Raw genomic sequence first — 25,229 nt, 5'->3', positions numbered from 1 at the left:
TCAGGGTATTTAATTTATGAGGATTTCTTTTCGCGCTGTTCTTTTACCAGCTTTCCAATGAGGCTGCGGTAATCATCACGCTCTTTATCACGGTCGCGGGCGGTCATTTCGCCGTACTCGCGTGAGAGCCCCTTGTTAAGGCTGTAACACATAATCATCAACAACACAGCAAATGGCAAGCCTGTAGTGATTGAAGCCGCCTGAAGCGCTCCAAGCCCGCCTCCGATCAGAAGTACGGCAGCAACAGCACCTTCTGCAGATGCCCAGAACGTACGCATGGAAACAGGAGACTCAATTTTACCACCGGTAGTAAGACCGTCAATTACGAGAGAGCCGGAGTCAGAGGACGTAACAAAGAAGCTGAGTACCAGCACAATGGCCAGGAAGGATGTAATCATTGCAAGCGGGAACTGATCAAGCAAGATAAACAGAGATGTAGTCTGATCCGCCTCTACAGCTGCAGCAATTTCAGCTATTCCGGTTGTTTCGAGGAAGATTGCCGTACCACCGAAACCACTCATCCAGAGAAAAGTAACGGAAGTAGGTACAATCAGTACACCCATCACAAATTCTCTAACGGTGCGGCCTCTTGAAATACGCGCGATAAACATTCCGACATAAGGCGACCATGAAATCCACCAGGCCCAGTAAAAGACTGTCCAGGTTGGCATGAAGCTGCCGTCTTCGTCAAAAGCCTCAACCCAGGTTGCATACTCAAAGAAATTTTGGAGATAATACCCCGTGCTTTGAACAAATGTGCCGAGAATGAATAAGGTCGGGCCAAAAACCAGAATGGCAAGCAGAAACAGACCCGCAAGGCGAATATTGAATTCACTGAGCACTTTAACCCCTTTCTGTACACCCAGAATTACGGAGCCAATGGCCACCAAAGTTACCACAACGATAATGATAACTTGCAGGGTAGTTGTGTTTTCAAATCCAAATACATACTCCATACCGGCACCAGCCTGTGCCGCACCCAAACCAAGGGAGGTCGCGAGGCCGAAAAGGGTAGCGAGAACGGCAAGAATATCAATCACATCGCCAATCCAGCCGTTGATTCGGTCACCCAGCAGGGGGTAAAAAACCGAACGGAAAGAAAGCGGCAGCTTGCGGTTAAAGGCAAAAAATGCCAGTGAGAGACCTACTACGGCATAGATGGCCCAGGCGTGAAGTCCCCAGTGCAAAAAGGTAACTCCCATGGAGTCCCGCACAGATTCTATCGTACCAACTTCAGCATGTGGCGGATACAGAAGGTGCCACATCGGCTCAGCTACTGCAAAAAACATCAGGCCGATTCCCATACCTGCGCTGAAGAGCATGGCAAACCAGGCAGATGTGCTGAAGTCAGGTTTTGCTTTGTCCCCGCCAAGACGAATTTTCCCGAATTTGGAAAAGGCAAAGTACAAACTCATTACAATAAAGGCGTTCACGCTGATCACGAACAGCCAGCTTCCCCAGTCGGTAACACTCACCCGCGCAGCATTGAACCAGCCTTCAGCGGTATCGCCGAGGGCGATGGTCCCAATGATGAGTATCATAATTAAGATCATTGACGGCCAAAAGACCGGCTTGTGCATGGCTGTGAAGAAAGTATCTCTTTTCTTCAGCGGCGTTTTCGGTTTTGGTTTGGGCGTATTACTTTCGCTCATTTTTTTAAGTTTTGTTGTGAAATGCTTGAACCTGTGCCTTCTGTAAAGGGCTTATCAGGATTTAGAGAGGCAAAAGCCTTGAAACTTAGCCCCGTTTAGGTTTTACCGGATAGCTTCATGAGCCATGTTCCGCTACAGTACAGTAAACAGGCACGGCACAACGTATGAGCACCGTGCCTGCATTATTGTTTCTAAATGACTTAGAAGTAAAACCCAATATTGATGTTAAACCGGATATTGTATTCCGCTTCACCTCCTAAATCGCCATGACCAGGGCCGAGGCCTACACCAAAATCATCGGTTAGCCAAGGGTGATTGTAGCCCTGTGCAATGTCGAAATAGGTGAATACAGGGCCTGCACTTAGCAATACACCTGTAATATTCTGGATGACGTGTTCGGCGTCGAAGTCCTCATCCAAATATTTCTCCATGTAGCTAAAATCGTTATAAAAAAGCAGATTGGTGACTGGTCCCCAGTCTACATCGTATGAATACGCAAGGCCGAGTGTAGCAATAAGGGCGTCTGTTGCGACATCATAGGGTGAGCCGTACGCACCCATTCTAACCACAGGTGAGGTATTCCCAAAGTCGTCTGTGGCATTCATGTTGTAGTAGGTCAGCTGCGGCTTCACGTTGAAATTGCCGTAGTTGAGATTGGCATGCGCTGCCAGTGCATAGCGGGTATCAAACTCATCCAGCACTTCATTGTAAAGTTGTCCAAACTGTACGGAAGCACCTACTTCGCCATTGGGGAGCTGATAGGCACCACGCACGTTAAACTGATTGCGCTCCTGCAGACTCAGGTCTCCATCGGGGATGACATCATAGGAATACCGGCCTGATCCGCCAAAATTAAAGGCAGCTTCACCATTTGCAGGTCCGGCAGGTTCCGGCTGGAAGAAATAGGCAAAATCCCACTGCCAGCTGTCCGTGCGATGGGTAAACTTAATCCCCATATCGTGATCATCTTCGAGCCCTACATAATAGTTCAGGCTAAACCACCAGTTGTTGGAGTTATACTGCAGATTACCAAACGGAACCTGTGTAACCCCAAGCTGCGCCTGCGTTTGCGGACTGAAATCGTATTGCAGCCAGGCCTGCTTTATAAAGTGTGTGTTAAATGTGGGATAAAAGCGGTATTCGAAATTCATTCCAATACCACCAGGGTTATTGTAGACAGCATTTAAGCGCCAGGTGTCCAGCGTAAACGTACCGCTGTTAGGCGTAATATCACTTTCGTAGTTTTGAAGCAATAAGTTGAAACGAAGTGCTCCGCCTACATGCAAAGACGGCTCGTCTGAATCACTGCTTAGTGATGCCCCAAGTACAGGGCTAACGGTTGCTGAACTGAATTTAAATGGCACCAATAACGCCAATAATAAAGTGTAACTTAGTATTTTTTTAATCATGCGAACTCCTTTGATTTTGTTTTATACAGATTTCATAACATATCTGCATAGATCTCATTATTATTAGTAGACAACTTATTTGCTACTATTTCAGTCTTTATAATATGTGCATTTAGCATACCATTTCTGCATAGGTACACGCAACTTTTGAGTTAACAATTTATTAATCATTATTCTAACAAAAGCTCCTAAAAATAGGTATATCATCTTTAAAATCAAAAAAGACAGAGAGACAACACTATCGAGTTATTTACAGTTATTAATTATTGTATACTTTTTTGCATTAAATAAATATTTTCCATGAGATAGCTATTAAAGACCAAAAGCCATGATGTCTACAGCATAAATCAGCTCTACAGCACATAATAGCTATTTTTGTTTGGGTTTATCTTATTTTAAGGTTTACTGCCTGACTCTGATTTGCCCACTGCAACATTCCTTTTAAATTTACATTACTTAGAACCTGTTGAATACTATTAAGCTGAATAAGTCCGGAGCCTTTCAAAACAGCCGGGTATTCGGGACCTTACGCAAAATGCGCCTATCAAAAGCGCTCATGCAACTCTTCTGGACGGCAGGTCCGGTAACAGCTATCGGACTCACGCTTGGCTATTATATCGGCTATGGAAAAATGCCTCCCACAGAGCTCATGATTTATTTTATCAGCTTCACGGTTTTTTCGGGGCTGACCGGTTTGATTGCCAAATTAGTGTATGACACCACGAGAGGGCACTTAAGCAAGACCCGGGAGCTTGATATGAAGTTTGTTTGTGGTGAGCTTGGAAGCCTCGTCTTAGACATCCGCAACCTTCAGGTTGAAGCGTATGAAGGCTCTGAATCCAAAAGAGAAGCCGCTTTGCAGCTTATCCGGAGGGTAGAGCTTTCCTCTTATGGTGTTTATTTAGCTTTCACAGATCTCACAAAAGACCGCAAAACGGGTCTGATTTTAGGCCGAATACATACCTACAGAAAAGCCGGCCTTTTTTCGTATGTAAATAATATGCAAAACCGGTTTTCACCCTATATTTCGGGGCAATATGAACAGCTTAAGGCTTCCTCACCTGACGCTGCCCTACTTCTGAACCAGCATTTTGGTGAAGTCAAACGTCAGAGTCTGCGTCAGGGGGTAGTTCGTGAGCCGTATTTTATTCAGCGTATTTTTGCAGCGGTAGAGAAAGAAGATCCCTGGCTGATTACATTAAAGGATGCAGAGGAATTTATCATTCTCTGTATTGAACTCATCAGCGATAGAGAATTTCCGATTCTGTATTTTTCATACCGCGGCAACTGGTCTGTTGCCGAAGCATTTGACAGCCTGGAAAGAAAACGTCTCGCGCTGAACATGGCACGAGCAAAGGGGTCGAACAGGCTGTTCGCGCTTGCTGCGTACCTGCGTGAATCAGGTGTTTGCGATGAGACCCGAATACCCAAAGGACTGAAACCGGAAGCACTTGCTGAGCACTTGTTTGACGAATTAGATCAGCTTGCTCAGTCTGTAAGGCAGGATGTAGCTGCCCGTAAAAGCACTGGCGAACTGAAAGAAAAAAAGCTGGTATTAAAAAACGGGCTCAAGCTGTATGAACTCGCACAGCAGGGATATGCTCAGGTAAAAAAAGCACAGGAACAATATGCGGCTGCCATCCAGAGATGGGATAAAGAAAGCAGGAAAAATCCGGTCGTGTATCGCTTTATCGGCAGCAGATGGATGAGAAAAGGTATTGATGTAAGGGAGCGAACCCTCAGCCTGAGCGATGAACACAAAGATGAACTTATCCGTCATCTCAACTGGTACTTCCGTCATGATGGTATTGCAGCACTTTTGAAAACCACCAAAGCGCAAACAGCAGACGATGATAAAAATGAATCGGATTACTACGAGCGCTGCGAAACCGTGCGAAGGCTTGTTATTGAAACCGCACTTGTTCTCTCCCCAATGATTGGCCTTTCCAAGCCTGAGGTACAACGTAACCTGAATTCGACCAAGGCCATTTACCTGGGAGAGCTAAGTCCGGATCAGACGGCATATCAAAAGCAGCAGCTGTTCGAACAGCTTGTAACAGATACGGATAACAATACCGGTTTAGCTGCAGAGCGGATGGCACATACCATGCTTAATGTGTATCAGATCCCGCTGGACGATGAGGCCATTCAGTTTTTACACCTCAACTATGGCGCTTCTGTTGAAAATCTCAAAATCATGGCTGAAAAAGCCGAAGAAACCGGCGGCAGTACCGGCCTTTTTCAGTATGATCAGTCTGCAGCAAACCTCCAAAGCGTTAACCTAAAGCCTGTACCCGGCAGCTGGCGGAAGGTTCTGCGATAATTACATGGGCCTGTTATGCCGCCAGCACCGTCGTTTGATTTTACCGGTTTACGCTTGCAAGGGTACCATTAAGCTGCGATGTTCGCAACGAAACGGGAAAGGCGGTGAAGGCGGTGATTTATATTTGCTGATGGAATAGAAAGCGTTGCCAAAGACGGGTGTAGCAAGGAACCGTGAAATTTGTTTAGGCTTACGCGGGGTGCTGAGTGCCTTATGCAGCGCTTAAATGGAACACATACAAGGATTCAGCTAACGCATATTTATTAAGGCTGCATAAAGCGCTCTGTCTGTTCGTCAAAAATTCCGGACCCCGGATTCGAGTTCCTGAGCAAGGCGACGGCTTATATCACGGAAGTATTCTTCTGCCTGAGGGGTACTCACATAACGAACCCATCCCCCCTCATCAGGTATGTAGACCTGATTATAAATTTCGATTTGTGCCCTATGCGCGAGGCTAACCTGACCGGTAGGCGATCTGCTTGAAATGATGATCATGTTTCTAGCCTGCGTTGCGCCCAGCTCAATTTCATCATCGAACAAAGCACGTTCACGCCATTCTGTCTCGAAATAGGTACCCTCCAGGGTCACATTATCGCGGTATAAAACGAAGTTTATTCGTGATATATAGCGGGGTATCAGGCGTTGCATATCTATTTCGGTTGCATTACCGATATTTGAGCGGAACACATATTCCCGCTCTCCCGACTGACCGGAGCCGGCGCAGCTGATCAGGGCAGGTACCGTTAACAGGATTAGAACGATTACTGAAAATAAATTACGCATTATTGCTTTGGGCTTAACGGGTAAAAAACTTGAGTTGACGCCGTTCACGACAGGCGCTAAAATAATAAAGGCTGCCGGCTAAGTGCCGGCAGCCTTTATTAGTATCTCTCACTACTGAATGATTTAATGCTTCACATTCAGTTCTGAGGCGATTTTACTCTTTGGTTACGTTGCGTACGTTTGCACGCTCATTGGAACGCTGAATGGCAGCTGACATCACACGCAAGCCATTTTCGTCAATGGTTCCGCGTGCTGCACTACCTTCACCACCGCCGCCAAACGTATAGAATTCCATTTCAAGGATTTCGAGTTCAGCCGCAGGGATGGGGAACATGGTTGGCGTACCGGAAAGCAGCGCGCCAAAGTCTTTACCTTTGTAGTTACCCCAACTGCGCACATTATAGTATTCCAGCCCTGCATGGGTAGCATAGGTTTCAATACCCCACTCGTAGCGCATAGCATTGAATGCATAATCCCAGCCGTCAGCAGCTGTGAGTGCAGGAAGGTTACCGCGCTCTACACGGGTCTCGTTTACCAGGTCGATAACGATTTGTAGTACCGTTCCGGGATTGAGACGAAGCTGGGCTTCGGCATGATTCATGGTCATCTCAGTACGGCGCATGTGCTGCATCGGACCTACAAAGCCATTGTCATACATTTCCCGGTTGCGGAAGTGATGGTGACGGGAGCGTCTCCACAAACCACGGGCTTCAGGGAAGTTATTGGCAGCACCAAGACGGAAGTCTGATCCTGCTACGGTGCCATCAAAGGCACCATCTTCGTTTACACCGTTTACACGGGCGTCGGCTGATGCAAGAATAAACTCACGGCGTGGCGAATTGATATCCTCAAGGGGAAGACTTATCCAATTCTCAAACTGACCGCTTGTATCATAGAGGCCAATCAGCGGATAGAATGCCCGATGCCATGTTGCATCTTGCATGAGTGAATGCGGACGTGACCACCAGAAATCTCCATCTGCCTCAACTATGAACGCGTTATCGCTATTGCCGAAGAGATCAGGACCGTTCAGTACCTGCTCGGTAAGGCTTGCGATTTCCGCCCAATCTATGGCATCTCTTTCAGCTGGGGTACGGGCATTGCTCACGATGTAACGAACTTTGTACGCACGTGCAAGATTAGCAAGTTCATCACTTGTAAGCGCATTCCCGCGAACCCAACCGGAAGGAAGCGTAAAGGTAGAGCTTTCTGCAATAGCAATTGCTTCATCAAGCTTGGCTATTGCGTATGCAAGTACTTCCTGATAATCAGAAAGCGAGAGTTCGAGCTCGCCAAGAGCTACCGCATCGAGGTCAGTATTCTCATCTACAATGAAAGCTCTGTCGAAATGATTGGCAAGAACCCCATAGGAGATACCTTCCACAAATCTGGCAAATGCCTGCATTCTCTCAACACGATTAGACGTATCACCTTCAAAGGTTAGACCATCATTCACAGCATTGATCACATCGTGCACAGAAGATATAGCTGTGTACATGTTGGACCAAGGTGTAGATGACATAAAACGGTCGTTGTATGCCGGACTGTTAATGAAAGCCTGACGGGGTACCGCGCCAAGGTCAAACATTCCAAAGTTACCCCATGATGACGTTGAGTGTCCGCTCATAACGGCGAGGGTCATACCAGGGTAATTTTTCTGTGTCCCGTTCCACCACTGCTGATACTGACTACCTACAAATGATTCAACATCATCCGGGGAGCTCAAAGCTCTTTCGGTATCAGGAGCGTTGGGGTTTTCGACATCTAAATCAAGACAGCTTGTGAGCAGCAGTAAACTGCCGGCAAGTACAAGCAGGCTCAAAAAGTTTGATTTTGTCATTTTATTTCCTGTTTTGCTTTAGAATTGGAATTCGATACTACCCGTTATCGTACGGAAGTTTGGGTAATCGAAAGAGTCGAAGCGCAGAACAGTAGCGCTTTCACGACCAACTTCCGGATCGAAACCAGAATAGTTAGTAAATGTGAGCAGGTTACGCCCGATAAGGCTAATATTGATTCTGTTCACTGCGTTCCCGAAAACGGGCTGAAGTTGTGAAGAATCAAAAGAGTAGCGCAAGGCGAGCTCGCGTAGCTTCAGGTAGGTTCCATCTTCTACAAAGTGTCCGCTTGTCAGGTTTTGTGCGTAGAGCGTCTCATAGTAAGCGATTGGCTTCTTACGGTCATCGGCTTTACCCCGCTGGTCCTGATCAAAGTGCATCAGGTCGCGATAAGCCCACTGACGGGTCTGATTGTAGATTTCGCCACCAATTTGCGCATCAAGCAAGGCAAAAACACTAAAGTTTTTGTAGCGGAAGTTGGTGCTGAACGACATGCTGAAGTCGGGCAAAGCGTTGCCGAGTTTCACAAAGTTCTGACCTTCTTCATTAACCTGACGAACAGGGATACCCCAGTTGAGTACGGTGCCGTCAGGAAGGGTAACGGTTTCGCCCCAGTTGGCGTCTCTCCAGGAACCACCCTGACCAACGGGTACAAAGTAGCCGTCGTCATTGCGCTGGAAGAAGTCGGCATGCTGACGCATGTTGTCAGGCAGCGAAGAAACGCCGGTAGCCCAGCCGATGCCGTAGAACGTACCAACACGCTCGCCTGCACGACGGTAGAATGCTGCGCCCTGCTGAACATCAGGACCATGCAGCTGTGCCGGGCGATTAAACTCAGTAATCTCAGACACGGAACGGTCAAACAATACATTGAATGAGAGGCTCATATCCCGGCGCTGAATTGCGAAGGTTCTCAGGCTCATCTCAATGGTGTTTGACTCAACGGTACCTGCGTTTTGCCATTGGCTGCTAAACCCAAAGTAGCTTACCAGCGGGAGCAACAGCAGCTGATCTTTGGTTTCCGTCTGAGCATAGGTGAAGTTAAAGAGGAAACGGTTGAGGAAACCAACTTCCAAACCTGCTTCAATTTCACGGGAGAACTCAGGCTTGAGCGTTCTGTTACCCAGTACATTTTTAATAACAGCGTCACCTGAAACACTCCATGTTTCATATTGTGCACTGAAACGCGGGCGACCACCGGCGGTTCCTACTGATGCATTAATTTTGAGCTCGTCAATGCCATTAACATCAAACCAGTCTTCCTCATTGATGAGGTAAGCCGCGCTCAGGCGGTAGTAAGTATGCCATCTTTCATCGGGACCGAACAAAGAGCTACCATCGCGACGCACAAGCGCATCGAAAATGTAACGACCATCATAGTCAAAGTTGGTAATCAAATAATAGCCTTCTGACTTTACTTCAGAGGTAGAACTACCAAGAATCTGATTATCAGAAGATGTGTTACCCAGTGTTGGAACCCTGTCTACACCGAAATTACGGCCTTCAGCACTGAACTGGCTGAATTCCTGTGTTTCGATAAGCATCCGGGCCTGTGTACGGGTGCGGAGACGTCCGAAATCATGGGTATAGGTTGCATTCACACTCGCATTAAGCGCTTCGTTAAAGCGGGCATCACGAAGCAATCCACCACCAGCGTAGGTATTCTGATCAATCTGCTCCCAGAATGTAGGCCAGAAACGGGTAAACTCACGGTTTGAGCGGTCGTAGCTCAGATTCGCAGCAAGCTCAAAGTTCGTGAAAGGCGTGAAACGGCCTTCAAAGCTACCCATAATACGTGTACGGTTGTCCGTACGGTCGTTGTATGTAGCCTCATAGAGGGGATTTTCTTCGATGGATGCTTCATTAGGCTGAATGAGCAGGCGACCGGTAACAGGATCTGTGGCACCGAGATCAATATCAGGAGCGGAAAAAGCCAGACCAAAAAACGGGCTGCCGGGTCCGGTCTGAATCTGATCGAGGGTAGAAACTGCATAGTAACCACTTGCAGAGAGTGTGAGCATATCGCTAACACGGCTGTCAATATTCAGACGTACGTTACGACGACCGTATCCGTCGAGGGCATCAAGTACACCATCCTGCTGTGTGTTGTTGAAAGAAGCAAGGTAGTTTACATTGCCAACACGCTGAGAAATAGCCACATAGTTGGTGTAGAAATTCCCGGGATTGAAGAACGTGTCGAAGTTATCGAAGGTCTCAACCGGATAAGCCTGATCGAGGAATGTAGTATTTGTAGGCCCTACGAGTACACGCTCTGTTTTATCAGCGGTTGGGTTGCCGTCGCTGTCAAGCCATGGCAGCTCAGCGTTTCCGCTCATTTGGAACGCATGCGACTGATTCGTACGAATGGGATTTTCAACACTGCTAACCCCAAACTCGTTGCGAACGACAATACGGGTAGTTCCTTCAGCGAGGTTGGCACCACGATTGGTGCGAATGTTGATTACACCGGAAGCTGCGCGCGAACCGTAAAGAGAAGCTGCCGCTGCACCTTTAATTACTTCGATGCTTTCAATATCAAGAGATTCGATATCCACAGCACTTTCTGCCAAAATTACACCGTCCACAATGTAAAGCGGCTCATTGCTTTCAGAAATCGAGGTAATACCGCGTAGCACAACAGAGGGGGAAGAACCCGGCTGTCCGCTACCCTGTACAATGTTTACTCCGGCAACTTTACCGCGAAGGGCGGCAACAGGAGAGCTTCCGGGTACCATTTCAAGATCACGGGCACTTACGCGGCCAACGGTAAATGGCGTACGGCGTGCTTCCGTATCCCCTAATACCCCGGTAACAACGATATCTTCGAGACCAAACCGGTCTACACGAAGTGCCACATCTAAAGAATTGGCACCGGCGTTGATGGTAATCCGGCGCTCAAAGCGCTGGTATCCCACAAAGGTAACCAATACACTGTATTGGCCCACGGGGATATTCTCAAGCGAAAACTCGCCGTCAATATTTGTAGCTGTACCCCGGTTCAGTTCTACGAGAAATACCGTTGCACCCGGCAACTCTTCCCGCGTATCTGAATCGGTAACAACACCCGATAAACTGCCGGTCTGCGCAAGCAGCGCGAGCGGAAACGCAAGCAGCATAATCGTTAGTAGTAACTTTTTCGTCATAGTGTTTATGAGACCTCGTTAATTTAGTTAGTTGAGTGACAGCGTTACAGTCCATTAAAGCCTGAACCCTGTTAACACATGCTTACATCCGCAACACGACTCCGCGTGTCACGATCGGTTAATATAGTTTTACCCTTAGTTAAAGCAAAAAAAAAGTTTAAGATTACACAATAAATTCGGGGCAGCGATAAAACCCTGATTTATAGCACCCTACAATAAAGCATTCCGGATACGATATTAATGGCGAGGCTTCAACAGCTTACAGCCTTGTCTCTTTTGCAATATAGTGTTTCGGATTTTAAGTGCTTTGACGGTCTGAGGCGTCAGCACAGTAATTCAAAAAGCCCCTTCTGACTTAACAATACACGAAAGATCTGTTACATCAAATGCAGGTGACGTCCCTTAAATCAGGCTTTGTTAAGGATACGCTTACATCTTTAAAAGCGCTTTCAGGCTCTTGGGTTATGCACAAGGTCGTTAATCAGGCCTGCATACACCCTGAGTCCTGTGGGAAGAAGTTCGTCGGGAAAGTCGTAGCCTTCGCTATGAAGCTGCGGGTGCTCCAGGCCTGCTCCGAGGCCGAATAATATAGTTGTGCCATATCTGCTGAAACGCCCGAAATCTTCACTCCACATAAAGGGCGCTTCCCGCCAGTGGACTTCCAGTCCTAAATTTTCGGCAATTTTTGCTGTTCGCTGACACAGTTCGGGATTGTTTACGGAAGCTTCAAATACTTCTTTATACTCGAAATCGACAGCAAGGCCGTAGGTTACGGCCAATCCCTTAGCTAATTTGCAGGCAGTACCAAGCATAGCCTGCACTGTATGTGTTTCCGGCGCGCGGAAGGTCGCCATCAGCTCTGCTTCACCGGGCGCTGTACCGAAGGCCTGTTCACCAAGCCTTGCATGCACGACCGTAACAAGCCCCATCTGCTGAAGCGGCGCGCGCTGCCCCGGGATGGCTGGTAAGAGCTGCATGAGCTGCGACAGCGCAGGGGCGGGCGAAATGCCATCATCAGGATGTGCGGCATGTGATGTAGCGCCCTTCAGCTTTATGCGCAAGCCCGTCGAGGCTGAAGCGAATACGCCGCTTCGCAGCACAACTGCGTGTCGGGCGTACCCCGGAAGGTTGTGTAAGGCAATAATTACATCCGGCTTTAATGCCGCAAATGTTTCCGTTGCAATCATTTGTGCAGCCCCGTCTCCGGTTTCTTCGGCCTGCTGAAACAAAAGCATGATACTAAAGTCTTCCGGCGGATTTTCGCCGAAATATTCAGCCAGCGCTATCAGGAACATCATGTGTCCGTCGTGTCCGCACTTGTGCCCGGCGGCGGGGTTATGGGCCCGGTGCTCCCATTCCGGCGGATCCGCTATGGGCAGGGCGTCGAGTTCGGCACGCAGCATGATTTGTTTGGGCGCGTCCTGGGGGCCGTAAACCGCGATTATTCCCTGCCCGCCCAGGTTGGTATGTAAGGCGGCTGGCCCGGTTTGCCTGAGCCATTTTTCAAGCTGTGCTGCGGTCTGTGCTTCTTCACCGGAAACTTCGGCGAGCTGATGGAGTTTTCGCCGCATTTGAATCCAGCGGGGCAAATGTTCTTCGGTGTACGCTTCTATGGCCTGAATCATGGGTTACCAGTCGGGAAATTTGGACGTAATTATTTTTGGAAATCAGCTGTGCGCCCGCACTGGCGGCACTAAAGATACTTTATTACTGCGCAGGGGCTTGATGAGGTTTATGAAGCCTTCCACCGAAACAAACACCCCCTTACACATACACAGGGCCCAGAACCATGCGGGGATCGGGGTAGCGGGCGGCGGCGGCTTCGAGGTCCTGCGGCGCAACAACGCCGGGCATATCGGGCAGCTCGGGTTCTTCACGCGAAAGCTGAAAATGCAGGTGCGGAATCCATCCCCCGTTTTCGGTCTTATCGCCAAGCCAGCCCAGGCGCTGACCCGCCGAAACCGGCATACCGGCTTTGAGACCTTCCAGCGACTTTCGGCTAAGATGACCATAGAGCGCATACATTTTATATGTCCCAAGCTTATGCTCGGTGATGATGGTCGGGCCGTAATCCAGGGCGTTGTTGTTGTCCCTGAATCCCCAAATGCGGCCATCGGCAAAGGCAAAAACGGGTTCATGCGCGGGGGCCCAGATATCGATACCCATGTGCACAATGCGTTCCCCGCCAAAAAGCTCAGACGTGTACATGCCCCGGCGAAACTCGAGATAGCCGCCGGCCCCGCTGATGACATCGGTTTCCTGAAATCTGCTGTAGCCGGATTCCAGGGAAATGCGCGGCAGCGGCAGGAGCTCGCTGTAGCGCATGATCGGGTGAAACTTATGCAGGTTCAAAAGCTGAAATTTTGTGGTCATTTCCAGGTTGGCTTAGCCTTCCCCTTTTCAAAAAATGCGGGAGCCAAGCGGCGTTTCGTTTCGGCCAAAGTAGCCATCACCCGAAAAAAAACAAACCCGCTACGCAACAACTTTATCAATGTATGCGGAATTCATCAGCCCCAGCGCGCCCATGTAGCGCAGCCGGAAACGGACAAAATCTCCTACTTTATAATTGCGCTCGTTTTCTCCTACATTCACGACCAGCATATCCGAGCTGGCGTCCACGATTTCCAAATCTTCGTTTATGGGAATGAGGTATTTCGGGTCGATATCAAGGTAGCCGATATCCAGAATGGCGCGGTGACTTTTTTTGCCGTACAGGCTTTCATCAATGGTTGCCCGGCTGCCCTGCGGGTTGAGGCCGAGTTCACCGCTCGGTACCAGCGGTTTCTCATGGAGCTCAATAATTTGGGTGTAAAGCTCCATCACCGAGTCTTCCATGCCTTCGATCGTTTTATTGGTGAACAAATCAAGACCGAAATACAGGGCTTCCCCAACCCGGAAATGGTTGATTCCGGAGGGAATTTCATGCCTTAGTAAGAGCGGGACCGTTACCGAGGTGCCGCCGGATATCCACGGAATTTTTTTATTGAACTTCAGTTCGATGATTTGCTTGTAGAGCGTAAGCTGAATGAGCTTGTCGGTGTTGGGCATTACCCCGTGCAGGCAGTTCAGGTTGGTGCCGAGGCCGGTTACGCTGATGTTAGGCAGGTTAAACACCTGTTCATAGAAGTCGATAAGATCATCGCGCACAACGCCTTCCCGCAGATCTCCCATTTCAATCATGATGATGATTTTATGGGTTTTATTCTGCCGAACCGCTTCTTCTGACAGCATGCGAATGGTTGAAATATCGGAGTCGAAGCTTACATCGGCCCAGCGTATGATATCTTCGATGATTTTTTTGGGAGGAGGCTTGATGTAAACGGTCTGAATGTCTTCGCTGACTTCCTTGGCCGCCTTCAGGTTGCTGATCCGGGAGTCGTGGATTTCATAGATACCAAGGTCGATGACTTCTTTAAGCATTTGCTTATTGCCACAAAACAGCTTGGTTACAATGCCCCACTCAATATTCCGGGCGTCGAATCGGGTTTTCAGAAAGTTGTAATTATGAAGAAGTTTATCGCGGTAGAGCTTGAGATAAGCCATGGTTCAGGAGCGTTTCCAGCGCATTTCGAGGTATTTGTTGGTGAAGCCCAGTTTTTCGTAGAGATAGCGGGCGGGATTATCAGGCTCTACATGCAGGGCAATATCGCCATCGGCGCGGTCCATTGCCCTTTTCATGAGGCCTTTGCCCAGCCCTTTGCCGCGGTAGCCGCTGTGCACCGCAATATAAACGAGAAGATTTTCGGGAATATAGTCCTTCATGCCGGTTTCATTCACGATTACGGCACCGGCAACGCGCTGCGCTTCGGTATCCCAGGCGCGCACAATGAAGCCGCCAAAGCCGGGCTCGGTGCTCAGCGCATAGGCTGCACATTTGGCAATATCTTCGCGGGGGTCCCCAAACTGATCTAAGTGTTCAAATAAAAAGTCAATGACGGATTCAACATCCTGTTTGCGCGATTCGGCTTCGCCCGGATTGAGTATCTGATAGTCGAACATAAATAGTTGTTTTCTTTTAGCGTGTAACTGATGAATTATTTTTTTCGATGGATGGCTTTCTTGGCCTGATCAAACCCGTGATGAAGAATACGGCTGCGGCGGCAGTTATGCCAAAAATGATGGGATCAAGCCCGAGCGGTAAGGTAAGGATTTCTGCGGAACCGCGGGCGCGCTGCATTTCCGGTATCAGCGTGAGCAAGAGGGTGAGCCCGCCACCGGTGAGCATGGACGCAATCGCGGCTTCGCTGCCGGCACGTTTCCAGTACAGTCCCCCGAGGATGGGTACCAGCAAACCGCTTACCATCACGGCATAGGAATACAGCATGATGTCGAGCACGGTTTCCATAGCGGCGGCCAGCATGAGGGCTGCCGCGCCCAGCAATAGTGTTACCAGCTGAGACAGACGAATGAGGCGGGCGTCATCCAAATCGAAGCCCATCCACTTTCGGAGGAGGTCACCGGTGATATTTCCTGAGGCGGCTACCAGGCAGCTGTCTGCCGTTGACATAATAGCGGAGAAATAGGCGGCCATCATCAGCCCCATCAGGCCTACCGGTAAAATGGTGCGCAACAGGAACGGCAGCCCCTGTTCCTGATGAATGCCTTCTACGCCTGCAAAACCGAGGTAGGCAAACAGACCCTGATCTGCGGCAACGCGGGCGAAAAGCCCAAGCAAAACGCCCATAAAGGCCATGACCGGCCATTCGAATAAGCCTGCCAGATACCATGCTTTTTTAGCTTCGGCAACGCTTCGGGTGGCATAAATACGCTGGTAGAGCGTCATCCCGACAAACCAGATAGGAATGATGGTGATCCCCCAGTTGAGTATCTGCTGCCAGCTTATGTTGCTCAGCCGCAGCATTTCGGGGGCAACGGTTGCCGCTATCGCTTCATAGCCGCCGACCGCCTGATAGCCCAGCGGTATGCCAATGAAAATGAGCCCGCCGAGCAACAGAATCCACTGAAAGGTATCGGTGTAGATGACCGCTTTTATGCCCCCCATCACCGTATATATAATGATGATAAACCCCATCACGTACAAGGCTGTGTTGAGGCTGAGTCCGTCGAAGGTAGCCGAGGCCAGTACCGCCCCGGCCAGAATCTGCGAACTGGTAAAGCCCAGGTAGCCAATCGCGGAAATGACTCCCGCTATTATGGCGGCCTTGCTGCTGAAGAAATAGCCAAAGAGGTCGGGCATGGTATAGAACCGCTGCGCATCTGCAATGGGCTTGACTCTCGGAATGAGGAGTACGGCAGCCATCCAGGCACCAATCAAGCCTGTGAAGAGCATCCATGATCCGGAAATGCCCATCACGAAGCCGAGACCGCCTAACCCGATGGAGAATCCTCCGCCCACATCTGTTGCTACTACGGACAAACCGACATGCTTGTAATCCATGTTACGGCCGCCAAGGTAGTAGTCTTCATTCCCGGCATTGCGGCGCATGAAGTAAAACCCCACGCCGAGCACGCCTGCCATGTACAACACAAATACCGCTACATCTATCGGGTGCATCATAATTGTGAAAAGAAGTGATCCTTATTGGACTTCTTTTCATAAAAGTGCTTTAGAAATGAGTCAGGTAAAAATTAACAGATGATTTGATCAGTCTTTGTTCGCATACCTTGTCGTCTTCAATCATATAATAAGAAATAGGTATATCAGACAGTCGGAACGGGAGGCCCGCCGGCAGCATTCCATTTTGGGTATCAAGCCCATGCAGCTGCACGATCTGAACTTTGCTGCAGGCCCACAATCCGAATTTGATTCAATTTAAAATGCGATTAGAGCGAGATTTTTATGAGCGGTCACCGGTAACCTTAATTGCACAGGAGTTAATCGGTAAGGTCCTTTGCACGAAAATAGACGGCGTACTTACCCAAGGCAGGATCGTTGAGACGGAAGCCTACGCCGCTGTTGGCGACAAGGCCTGCCATGCACATTTAGGGCGCTTCACTGAAAGAACCAAAACCATGTATGAAGCCGGAGGTACCGCCTACATTTACCTGTGCTATGGCATTCATCACCTGTTCAATATTTCGGTTAATGTGAAAGGAGTTGCCGACGCCGTGCTTATCAGAGGGCTCGAACCCTTGTACGGAACGGAAGCCATGCTCAGGCGGCGAAACCTGCAGAAGCCTGCTCGCAACTTGACAGCTGGTCCGGGAATTCTGGCGCAAGCCATGGGGCTTTCCAAAGCGCACAACGGTCACGATTTGTGCCGTAAGGATAGCCTGATTTGGGTTGAAAACGATGGTTTTCAGAATCGGAATGAGATTCAGATCGAGACCGGCCCACGTGTGGGTCTTGGTGCTGACGCCGAAGAGGACGCGCTGCTTCCGTGGCGCTACTGGCTCAGGGGCTCAAAATGGAAAAGCCCGGCAAAGTAGTACATAGGCTACCTTCCGGGCTTTCGTCATGAAAGAAAAAAATGAACGGCTTACATGCCGTTTTCTAATTCCATTGCTGCTTCACGAAACTTCTCCTGAAGCTCCGGGTCCATTTGAATTGCAAAATTGATTTCCTGGAAGCGGTCAAGCTCCATTCCCTTGGATTCAATAACGTCGATTATCTGCTCTTCAACTTTTTCCTGAACGGTCTCAAGTTCATCAAGCACATTGTCAAAACGCTGCATCTCATCTTCGCTCATATCGAGGTCAGCCTGGCTTTGTCCGCTCTGCATGGCGGTAAGGATCTCGTTAAAACGCTCAACTGAAATACCTGCTTCTTCAACCATTTCAATCATTTCCGTTTGGGCTAACATCTGAATCTGCTGTGCATCCATCGTAATTTCAACAAAGGATTTCATTTCATCATCGCTTACTTCCACATTCGGCATTTGTGCCGGCATCTGTGGATTTGGCGTCGGTGCCTGTGCAATAGCGACAGCCGAAAGTCCAAAAGTGAGTAAGCATATCATTACGATAGATTTGATCGTACGTGTCATAAAGAATTATTTGTATTGCGTATGGTACGGTTTAATGAACTTGCAGAATAGGGATTCTTTAATGGAATTAAAAATTAAATGACACGAATTCCGCTAAATCAAGTAAATAGCGCAGTTTTGGAAAATATTTTTTTTAGGGTATTCAGGAACGGGTACCAGCCGGGAATAGTTAGTTGTTGCAACAATTAATTTCCAAAAACCCTAAAATCCTACTGATATGAAGCTTCTAACCACTCTTGCCATAATCCTTCTTTTCAGCGGTTCTGCATTTGCCAACGATCATCATGGTGATAATCAGCCGATGAGCTGGAACATTGATCAGGCACACAGCAACATCTTGTTTACTGTATCCCACTTTTTCAATAAAGTGCCCGGAACATTCAATGACTTCTCCGGAACCATCGTCTTCAACCCAAGTGCGCCGGAAATGAGCGAAATCGATGTTCAGGTAAACGTAGCAAGCGTAAACACCAATGTTGAGCGCCGTGATGATCACCTACGTTCCGGTGATTTTTTTGGTGCAGAAGAGTTTCCGATGATGCACTTCCGCAGCACCGATGTGCGTCACGTTGATGGCCAAAATTTTGTCGCACACGGTCAGCTCACTATTAAAGACGTGACCCGTGAAGTTGAGCTTCCGTTTGAGTTCCTTGGCGTAACAGATCACCTTATGCGCGAAGGCGTAATGGTAGCCGGTCTGCATGGCGAACTCAGCCTTAACCGCAACGACTTCGGTGTAGGTGTAGGCGACTGGGCTTCAACAGCTGTAATTGGCGGCGATGTGAATATTCAGATCATGCTGCAGGTACACGACAACTAATTTCGTGCGACCATTTTTTTTGAAAGCCGGATTTGCTCACGCAGGTCCGGCTTTTTTTGTGGCTTTATCTGAAGCTTCTGCGTGTTACGCCCCAATCCTGTAACCCGCTTTTTGTATCTTAAGCCGGTACGCATTGACGCAGACACTACTTAACCCAAGAAGACATTCATGCTCAAGAAGAAAAAACAGCGGCGGAAAGAAAACCAAAGGGGCTCGCTGGTTACCATCCTGATTTTTTTCATGGTGCTCGTGCTGCTTTGGCTGAGCTGGAGCTTTATGCAGCAATTTTTCCCGTGGGATGAACAAGACCTGACCGAAAACCTACAGCCCGTTCCGCTGCGCATCACATCCGCTGACGAGTTCAGGGATCAATCGCGGCAGCTTGATCCCGACCGCCTCCCCAACCCTGAACTCCTCGATGAGCTCTTCCCGGCAAGCTTTACACTGCTCATAGATGGTCGTGATATCAATAATGATGGCAGTCCCAACTTCCTGCTTGTCACTGAATCTGCTGAACCCGCATCACAGGAACTTACGGGCCTGGGCTATGACCGCATCATTACGGAAGCGCAGCTGCTCAGTCAACAAACGGACGGAAGCCTCGAGCTGCTGCTCAGCATCACCGAAACGGCCATTACCGATATCAACGGTGATCCGCTGATCGCACAGGTTCCTGCGCCGCACGGATACGGCTTTAGCTACAGCGCATACGCGCAAGCACCCTACCGCGACGAAGTGATCCTGTTCGAAATCGTCATTTTGGACGAAAACAAACAGGCCGCGAGCGATGATCTTACGATTTACTGGCACCCTGCACGACAGCTGTACGCAGCAACCAACGCCTTCGGCGCACCCGGCACTTTCTGAATCGCCGCGCAGCTTGTTTTCTCACTGTCAGGCTGAAAGATTCCGCTGAAACTTGTATCTTTCACAATACGCAAATTTCACCCCTTTCTATTTACCGGATTGACTTCACCCTTATGCTGAAACCAAAGTTTTTGATTCTGAGCCTTATTCTCATCCTTGCCGTTATTTCGAGATTTCTGCCATTCCCCCCGAATGTCGCTCCTGTAGCCGCAATGGCCCTTTTTGGCGGTGCATATTTCAGCGACAAACGTATTGCATTTTTACTGCCCCTCGGCATCATGCTCCTCAGCGATCTGCTCATCGGCATTCACAGCACGCTCTTATTTGTGTACGCCTCTTTCGGCATTATAGTAGGGCTTGGTATTTTGCTGGGTAAAGAAATCAACCCCATGCGTGTCGCCGGTGCTTCCATAGCGGGTTCGGTCATCTTCTATCTGATCACCAACTTTGGTGTATGGCTTGTCAGCCCGTACTACCCTTTCACCCTTGAAGGACTCATTGCCAGCTACACGCTTGCCATTCCGTTTTTCCACTATACTCTCATTGGCGACCTGCTTTTCACAACCGCCATGTTTGGATCCTTTGAGCTGCTGCGCCGCAACGTACCCGCCCTGCAGACCGCCTGATTGGTCCCTTCAAAACGTGACATTGCCTTATCCAAGCCGGTTCTTGTAAAAGAGCCGGCTTTTTTTATGGTGAAAAGGCAGCACCGGGGCGGTTCACGCAACTTCCCAAAATATCGGCTTTCCGTGTTGGAAAAGCACCGTAGGGGGCATTGTGCCTCAATCGTCTTCTCGGCGGAAAAATACCCGCTTGCCCCGCATTATTGACCAAGAAATTTTCTTGCTGGCAAGGCGAAGCTTAAAACTCAGCGGAGGGGTACCTAAGTACCCTGAGCATGAGTTTTAAGCTTCAACGCCGCCAGCGGGGAAATTTCGCCGTCTTTATACCACACCCAAATTTGGGCTACCAGTGTTTTTTCGTTAAGACAAATTTAAACTAACACGTAGCTAATGAATTCTGTTTAATTGTGATAATGCGGGTTAAGGGAGCTTCATCTGCTACGCTCTGCAATACGATGGAGACGCGGATAATGTCGGACGTTCCATCCGCTATTGCCTAAGGCAAAACCGACATAATTGTGGTTTACGCCATGAAGGAAAACCCGGAGATGTGACCCGGCAAAAAACCGGACCTCTTCGCTGTCTTACCTCCTTCCCGTAAATTTCTCACTGCTTAATCTACGCTTTCGGGTTCCATCAGCGGCGGGCCTGTGCCGGGTTCGTGATCAATCAGGTTGTTGAAGCCATCCATATACATCGCGGCTTTGAAACACTGCTCCCAGGTACGCCGGTACCCTCTGATGATATCATGGAGCACTACCATCTCCGAAATGGGGATTTTGCCGTCGCTGCCCGCTTTAAGTACGGTTAGTTTAGCCGACTCATAGGTACTTTCAAGCTGCTGAATCAGCTTTGCGAGCTCATCAATGGAAAACCCCGCCTTCTCGGAGTCTGCCTTTTTCAGGAAACTGCGCATCAACCCTTTCAGAATTTTGAAACTCTCAGCCACATCAGCCGGGAGTTCCACCCCGGATTGAATAATCGAAGCGGACTCCAGCGCGTGCTGCCGGGCTTCACTGAAATACTGCAGCACGCGAAGCGCATTAGGCAGCACTTCAGCGCTTTCCGGTTCCAGATCGCTGCGCTGCATTTTCTGCACATATTCGCCGGTGAGAAAGCTGAGTTCGTGGATTACCTCATCATTCTCACGAAGTTCGGCTACATCTCTTTTCTTTTTGAGCGTACCGGTAACCAATTTTCGGGATTTCCGGCCAATTCTTTTGAGCTCAAAAATAAGTGCGCTCATAGCCAGAGATGGAGTAGCAAGGATGTTGTCATCCAGGTAGCGGGTACTGCCGGCCTGTTGTTCCGTTTCAGTAAACCGCTGCTCCAGCATAGCGGTAAGCTTTGCCGCAAACGGCAGCAACAAAATCAGACCCGTAACTTTTATAGTTGTATGAAAAAGAGCTATGGTGACCGCCGGGCTTAGATCAGGTCCGAACACCCAGAAAATTCCCGCGAGATACACCCCCACAAACGGCAGCGCCACCGGCCCCTTGAGCAGGTTGAACAACACATGCATCATAGCTGCCCGTTTGGCATTGGCCGTAGCACCTACCACGGCAAACAAAGCGGTTGAAGTTGTGCCTATATCTGCGCCAATCACCAAAACAGCCGCTGCCTGAATGGGTACCACACCCGTCGCCACGGCTGTGATGACTACCGCAATGGCTGCACTTGAGGACTGCATGACGGAAGTAAGCAGAATACCGATTAAAAACATCAGGGCCATCCCCCAAAACCCGGCGCCAAGAGTATCAAAAGGAACAGTGTCCGCGAGCCCTTCAAACGTATTTTTAAGAACATCAATCCCCAGGAAAAAAATACTAAATCCAACCAGTGCCTGTCCCAATGCGCCGGCTTTGGTGGTTCCCTTCGCCAGCCAAAGCGCCATCCCAACTGCAAGCAGCGGCAGCGCCATAAGCTGTAAATTCAGCCGGAAGCCCACAGTAGCAACAATCCAGCCTGTAAGCGTTGTGCCCACGTTACTTCCAAAAATGACGTAGGTAGCCTGGAGCAGCGTCATTAAGCCCGCATTCACAAAACCGATTGTCGCAAAAATAACCGCGCTTGAGGACTGCACCATCGCAGTAATCAGTATCCCGCTGAATACTCCTTTCAGGGGCGTGGAGGTATATTTGGCAAGCAGGTTACGCAAGGTATCCCCGGCAGCCAGCTTGAGACCGTCTGTAAGCATCTTCATGCCCAGCAAAAATAATGCTACCCCGCCCGCAAAGGACATCAGCATGATCGCGTATTCGCTCATGAATCCAATCCTAATCCTCAAAAATTACGCTTGTCTCACTACAGCGCTTCATTCAAAAATATCCCGACAGGCAAACGCACTGTGTGCCGGGTGTCATCTGATAACAATCCTTGATTTAATATAACAGAAGCCTGGGAACATTTCTAAAGGAATACGGCCGGGAAAGAGCGGTTTATTTTTGAACCGCTGTAATCTTATCTATCTTTCTCAAAAGATTTCCTTCATCAACTAAACCTGCCCTTATGGCCACCCCCGAACTTCCCCAACACGACGACCTTAGTCCCGACCCGGAAACCTTTGACGCAAGTCTGTATCAAAAACCCGGGCGGCTGCCGGTTGACCTTAACAGTTTGAAAAAAGACAACTATAAGAAACTGTCCGGAAATAACCTTGAACTCCACGGTCCGGAGTTTTTCCACAATTATGAGCTGAGCTGGCTCGATTTTAACTTTAGGGTGCTTGACGAAGCCCGTAACCCCGCGAACCCGCTGCTTGAACAAGCCAAATTTATCGGTATTGTATGCAGCAATCTTGATGAATTCTTCCAAAAAAGAGTGGGCGGACTCAAGCGGCAGCTTCAGGCGGGGGTTGAAAAACTATCCGTTGACGGGCTCACACCACTTGAGCAGCTCAAGGCCATCCGAAAGAAAGTCAAGGTGATGATACACGCGTACCGCAGCTGCTTTTTTAATGAAATTGTGCCGCGCCTTGCGGAAGAAGGCATTACATTCCGCACCTTTGATACCCTGACCAAAAAAGAGCGTAAAAAGGTAAACGACTATTTTGATACACAACTCTACCCTATTCTCACGCCCTTAATTGTAGATCAGGCGCATCCTTTCCCCTTCATTTCAAACAAAAGCCGCTCCTTCGCGCTTGAAATCGTGGATGATGTTACGGGCGAAAGCATCTTTGCACGCATCAAAGTACCGGATAACCGTCCGCGCTGGTTCACCATTGAAAACAATGGCAAAAAAGCGGTGCTGATCAACATCGATCAGATTATCCGGGAGCGTATGGGTGATTTGTTTCCTGGGGCAACCGTCAGGTCGGCCCATATTTTCCGGGTTTCGCGCAATGCAGACCTGAAGCGCAATGAAGAAGAAGCCGACGACCTGCTCGAGCTTATTGAAGAAGAGTTGCGTGAACGCCGTTTTGCAGATGTGGTCCGCCTGGAAATCGAAGCTGACATGCCAGCCCATATCAAAGAAATTCTGATGGAGCGGATGAATGTCAACCCGTTGGATGTTTTTGATATGGAGGGATCTATTGGGCTGGCGGACTGTATGCAGCTCGGGAAGATCGCCGGTTTTGAGCATCTTAAGTATAGTACCTGGAATCCGGTACTTCACCCGGCCTTCCGAAAAACAGGAGAAGACGGCCCTGCAGATATTTTCAGCACCATAAGGGAGAATGACATCATGGTGCATCATCCCTACCACAGCTTTAGTAGTTCTGTGGAGCGCTTTGTGCAGGAGGCTGCGGCTGACCCTAAGGTGCTCGCCATCAAGCAAACACTCTACCGCACTTCTACTGATTCATCCCTTATGCATGCCCTCATGAAGGCGGTTGAGGCGGGCAAACAGGTAGCGGTACTCGTCGAACTGAAGGCGCGCTTTGATGAACAGCAAAATATGGAATGGGCAATGAAGCTTGAAAAGGCCGGCATTCATGTTTCGTACGGCATTCCCGGGCTCAAAATTCATTCAAAAATCACCATTATCGTGCGTGATGAGGGGGATACACTCCGCCGTTACGCCCATATCGGAACCGGAAACTATCACCCCGGCACGGCCAATCTGTATGAAGACCTCGGCCTGTTTACCTGCGATCCGGCACTTACTTCCGATGTATCAGACCTGTTTAATTTCCTGACGGGCTATGCGCCGAATCAGACCTACCGTAAGCTTCTTGTGGCACCGAACTATCTGAGGAGTGGCATTTATGACTATATCATGCATGAGGTGAAGGCAGCCAAGGCCAATAAGCCGTCGCGCATCATCCTGAAAATGAACAGCCTTGAAGATCCGCAGCTGATTCAGTCACTATACTATGCGAGTACACAGGGTGTCAAAATTGACCTCATTGTGCGCGGAGTGTGCAGGCTGAAAACCGGTATAAAGGACCTGAGTGACAATATCCGGGTTCACTCTATTATCGGCCGTTTTCTGGAGCATTCCAGAATTTACTACTTCCGCAACAGCGATAACCACGTGTATCTTATTGGCAGCGCTGATATTATGCACCGGAACCTTGACGCGCGGGTTGAAGCCATAACCCCTGTAGAAAATCTTCAGCTGAAAAAATACCTTCGGTTCATATTTCAGGTACAGCTCAATGACAATCAGCAGCGCTGGGCACTGACAGCCGACAGCAGCTATAAGCGGGTGCCCAAAAACGGCGAAGACAGCGCTGTAGCTACGCATCAGGTCCTGATGAATCACGCCCTGAACAACAAAGACCCATTACCAGCCACAAGTAGTAAGCCCGCCGAACGCAAATAGAGCACAGAAGCACCGAAAACAAAAAAGCCGGTCGCCCCAACATTGAAAGAGGGA

Annotated in this window: 18 protein-coding genes; 6 read left to right on the top strand and 12 right to left on the bottom strand. The window is 49.1% G+C overall.

The genetic code is table 11. From position 1 onward, the window contains the following. Positions 1 to 14: 14 nt before the first annotated feature. Positions 15 to 1,580: a BCCT family transporter gene (locus tag CYPRO_RS04755; protein ID WP_114985703.1), complete on the bottom strand. Its 1,566-nt coding sequence runs from the start codon at positions 1,578 to 1,580 to the stop codon at positions 15 to 17. Between the two features lie 272 nt (positions 1,581 to 1,852). Continuing rightward, entirely contained in the window at positions 1,853 to 3,061 is a 1,209-nt protein-coding gene (locus CYPRO_RS04750; protein WP_124245524.1) for a hypothetical protein, read from the bottom strand. A 535-nt stretch (positions 3,062 to 3,596) separates the two neighbouring features. Here CYPRO_RS04750 and CYPRO_RS04745 point away from each other — a divergent pair. After that, on the top strand, positions 3,597 to 5,384 hold the full coding sequence (locus tag CYPRO_RS04745; RefSeq protein WP_124245523.1) for a hypothetical protein: 1,788 nt from the start codon (positions 3,597 to 3,599) through the stop codon (positions 5,382 to 5,384). 294 nt (positions 5,385 to 5,678) lie between these two features. Here the strand turns inward: CYPRO_RS04745 and CYPRO_RS04740 are convergent, their stop codons facing one another. The 8 genes from CYPRO_RS04740 to CYPRO_RS04705 all read right to left on the bottom strand — a co-directional run bounded on the left by CYPRO_RS04740 (position 5,679) and on the right by CYPRO_RS04705 (position 16,663). Next, positions 5,679 to 6,167 (bottom strand): hypothetical protein, encoded by a 489-nt coding sequence (locus CYPRO_RS04740; protein WP_114983523.1) that lies wholly within the window; start codon positions 6,165 to 6,167, stop codon positions 5,679 to 5,681. 154 nt (positions 6,168 to 6,321) lie between these two features. Beyond that, complete coding sequence (locus CYPRO_RS04735) at positions 6,322 to 8,007, bottom strand: RagB/SusD family nutrient uptake outer membrane protein (protein ID WP_114983522.1); 1,686 nt, start codon at positions 8,005 to 8,007, stop codon at positions 6,322 to 6,324. Positions 8,008 to 8,025: 18 nt separating this feature from the next. After that, the gene (locus CYPRO_RS04730) at positions 8,026 to 11,148 is read right to left on the bottom strand and encodes a SusC/RagA family TonB-linked outer membrane protein (protein WP_114983521.1); all 3,123 of its coding nucleotides are present in this window, start codon (positions 11,146 to 11,148) and stop codon (positions 8,026 to 8,028) included. Positions 11,149 to 11,597: 449 nt separating this feature from the next. Continuing rightward, positions 11,598 to 12,773, bottom strand: coding sequence for an amidohydrolase (locus tag CYPRO_RS04725; protein ID WP_114983520.1), 1,176 nt, complete (start codon positions 12,771 to 12,773; stop codon positions 11,598 to 11,600). Positions 12,774 to 12,912: 139 nt separating this feature from the next. After that, positions 12,913 to 13,521 (bottom strand): peptidoglycan DD-metalloendopeptidase family protein, encoded by a 609-nt coding sequence (locus tag CYPRO_RS04720; protein ID WP_114983519.1) that lies wholly within the window; start codon positions 13,519 to 13,521, stop codon positions 12,913 to 12,915. Positions 13,522 to 13,620: 99 nt separating this feature from the next. Then, a complete protein-coding gene (locus CYPRO_RS04715) occupies positions 13,621 to 14,691 on the bottom strand; it encodes an alanine racemase (protein WP_114983518.1) in 1,071 nt (356 codons plus the stop codon). Between the two features lie 3 nt (positions 14,692 to 14,694). Continuing rightward, a complete protein-coding gene (locus CYPRO_RS04710) occupies positions 14,695 to 15,147 on the bottom strand; it encodes a GNAT family N-acetyltransferase (protein ID WP_114983517.1) in 453 nt (150 codons plus the stop codon). A gap of 16 nt (positions 15,148 to 15,163) precedes the next feature. After that, a complete protein-coding gene (locus CYPRO_RS04705; RefSeq protein WP_114985702.1) occupies positions 15,164 to 16,663 on the bottom strand; it encodes a sodium:solute symporter family protein in 1,500 nt (499 codons plus the stop codon). Positions 16,664 to 16,926: 263 nt separating this feature from the next. On the opposite strand from CYPRO_RS04705, the gene CYPRO_RS04695 reads away from it, so the two are divergent. After that, on the top strand, positions 16,927 to 17,538 hold the full coding sequence (locus CYPRO_RS04695; RefSeq protein WP_114985701.1) for a DNA-3-methyladenine glycosylase: 612 nt from the start codon (positions 16,927 to 16,929) through the stop codon (positions 17,536 to 17,538). A 50-nt stretch (positions 17,539 to 17,588) separates the two neighbouring features. On the opposite strand, the gene CYPRO_RS04690 is transcribed toward CYPRO_RS04695, so the two are convergent. Beyond that, positions 17,589 to 18,095 carry a DUF4168 domain-containing protein gene (locus tag CYPRO_RS04690; protein WP_114983515.1) on the bottom strand — a complete coding sequence of 169 codons (507 nt, stop codon included), beginning with the start codon at positions 18,093 to 18,095 and terminating at the stop codon, positions 17,589 to 17,591. A 217-nt stretch (positions 18,096 to 18,312) separates the two neighbouring features. Here CYPRO_RS04690 and CYPRO_RS04685 point away from each other — a divergent pair, with 217 nt between their 5' ends. From CYPRO_RS04685 to CYPRO_RS04675, 3 genes are all read left to right on the top strand, one after another. Next, a complete protein-coding gene (locus CYPRO_RS04685) occupies positions 18,313 to 18,915 on the top strand; it encodes a YceI family protein (protein ID WP_114983514.1) in 603 nt (200 codons plus the stop codon). A 168-nt stretch (positions 18,916 to 19,083) separates the two neighbouring features. Further along, positions 19,084 to 19,782, top strand: a complete 699-nt coding sequence (locus CYPRO_RS04680; RefSeq protein ID WP_114983513.1) for a hypothetical protein — start codon at positions 19,084 to 19,086, stop codon at positions 19,780 to 19,782. Positions 19,783 to 19,895: 113 nt separating this feature from the next. Next, positions 19,896 to 20,408 (top strand): DUF6580 family putative transport protein, encoded by a 513-nt coding sequence (locus tag CYPRO_RS04675; protein ID WP_114983512.1) that lies wholly within the window; start codon positions 19,896 to 19,898, stop codon positions 20,406 to 20,408. A 610-nt stretch (positions 20,409 to 21,018) separates the two neighbouring features. On the opposite strand, the gene CYPRO_RS04670 is transcribed toward CYPRO_RS04675, so the two are convergent. Further along, entirely contained in the window at positions 21,019 to 22,671 is a 1,653-nt protein-coding gene (locus tag CYPRO_RS04670) for a Na/Pi cotransporter family protein (protein ID WP_114983511.1), read from the bottom strand. A 242-nt stretch (positions 22,672 to 22,913) separates the two neighbouring features. Between CYPRO_RS04670 and ppk1 the strand changes: the two genes are divergently transcribed. Next, a complete protein-coding gene (gene ppk1, locus CYPRO_RS04665; protein ID WP_114983510.1) occupies positions 22,914 to 25,175 on the top strand; it encodes a polyphosphate kinase 1 in 2,262 nt (753 codons plus the stop codon). The last annotated feature ends 54 nt before the right edge of the window (positions 25,176 to 25,229 follow it).

Origin of the sequence: Cyclonatronum proteinivorum (assembly GCF_003353065.1) — a bacterium.
Lineage (GTDB): Bacteria > Bacteroidota > Rhodothermia > Balneolales > Cyclonatronaceae > Cyclonatronum > Cyclonatronum proteinivorum.
This window is presented reverse-complemented; position numbering and strand designations above follow the sequence as displayed.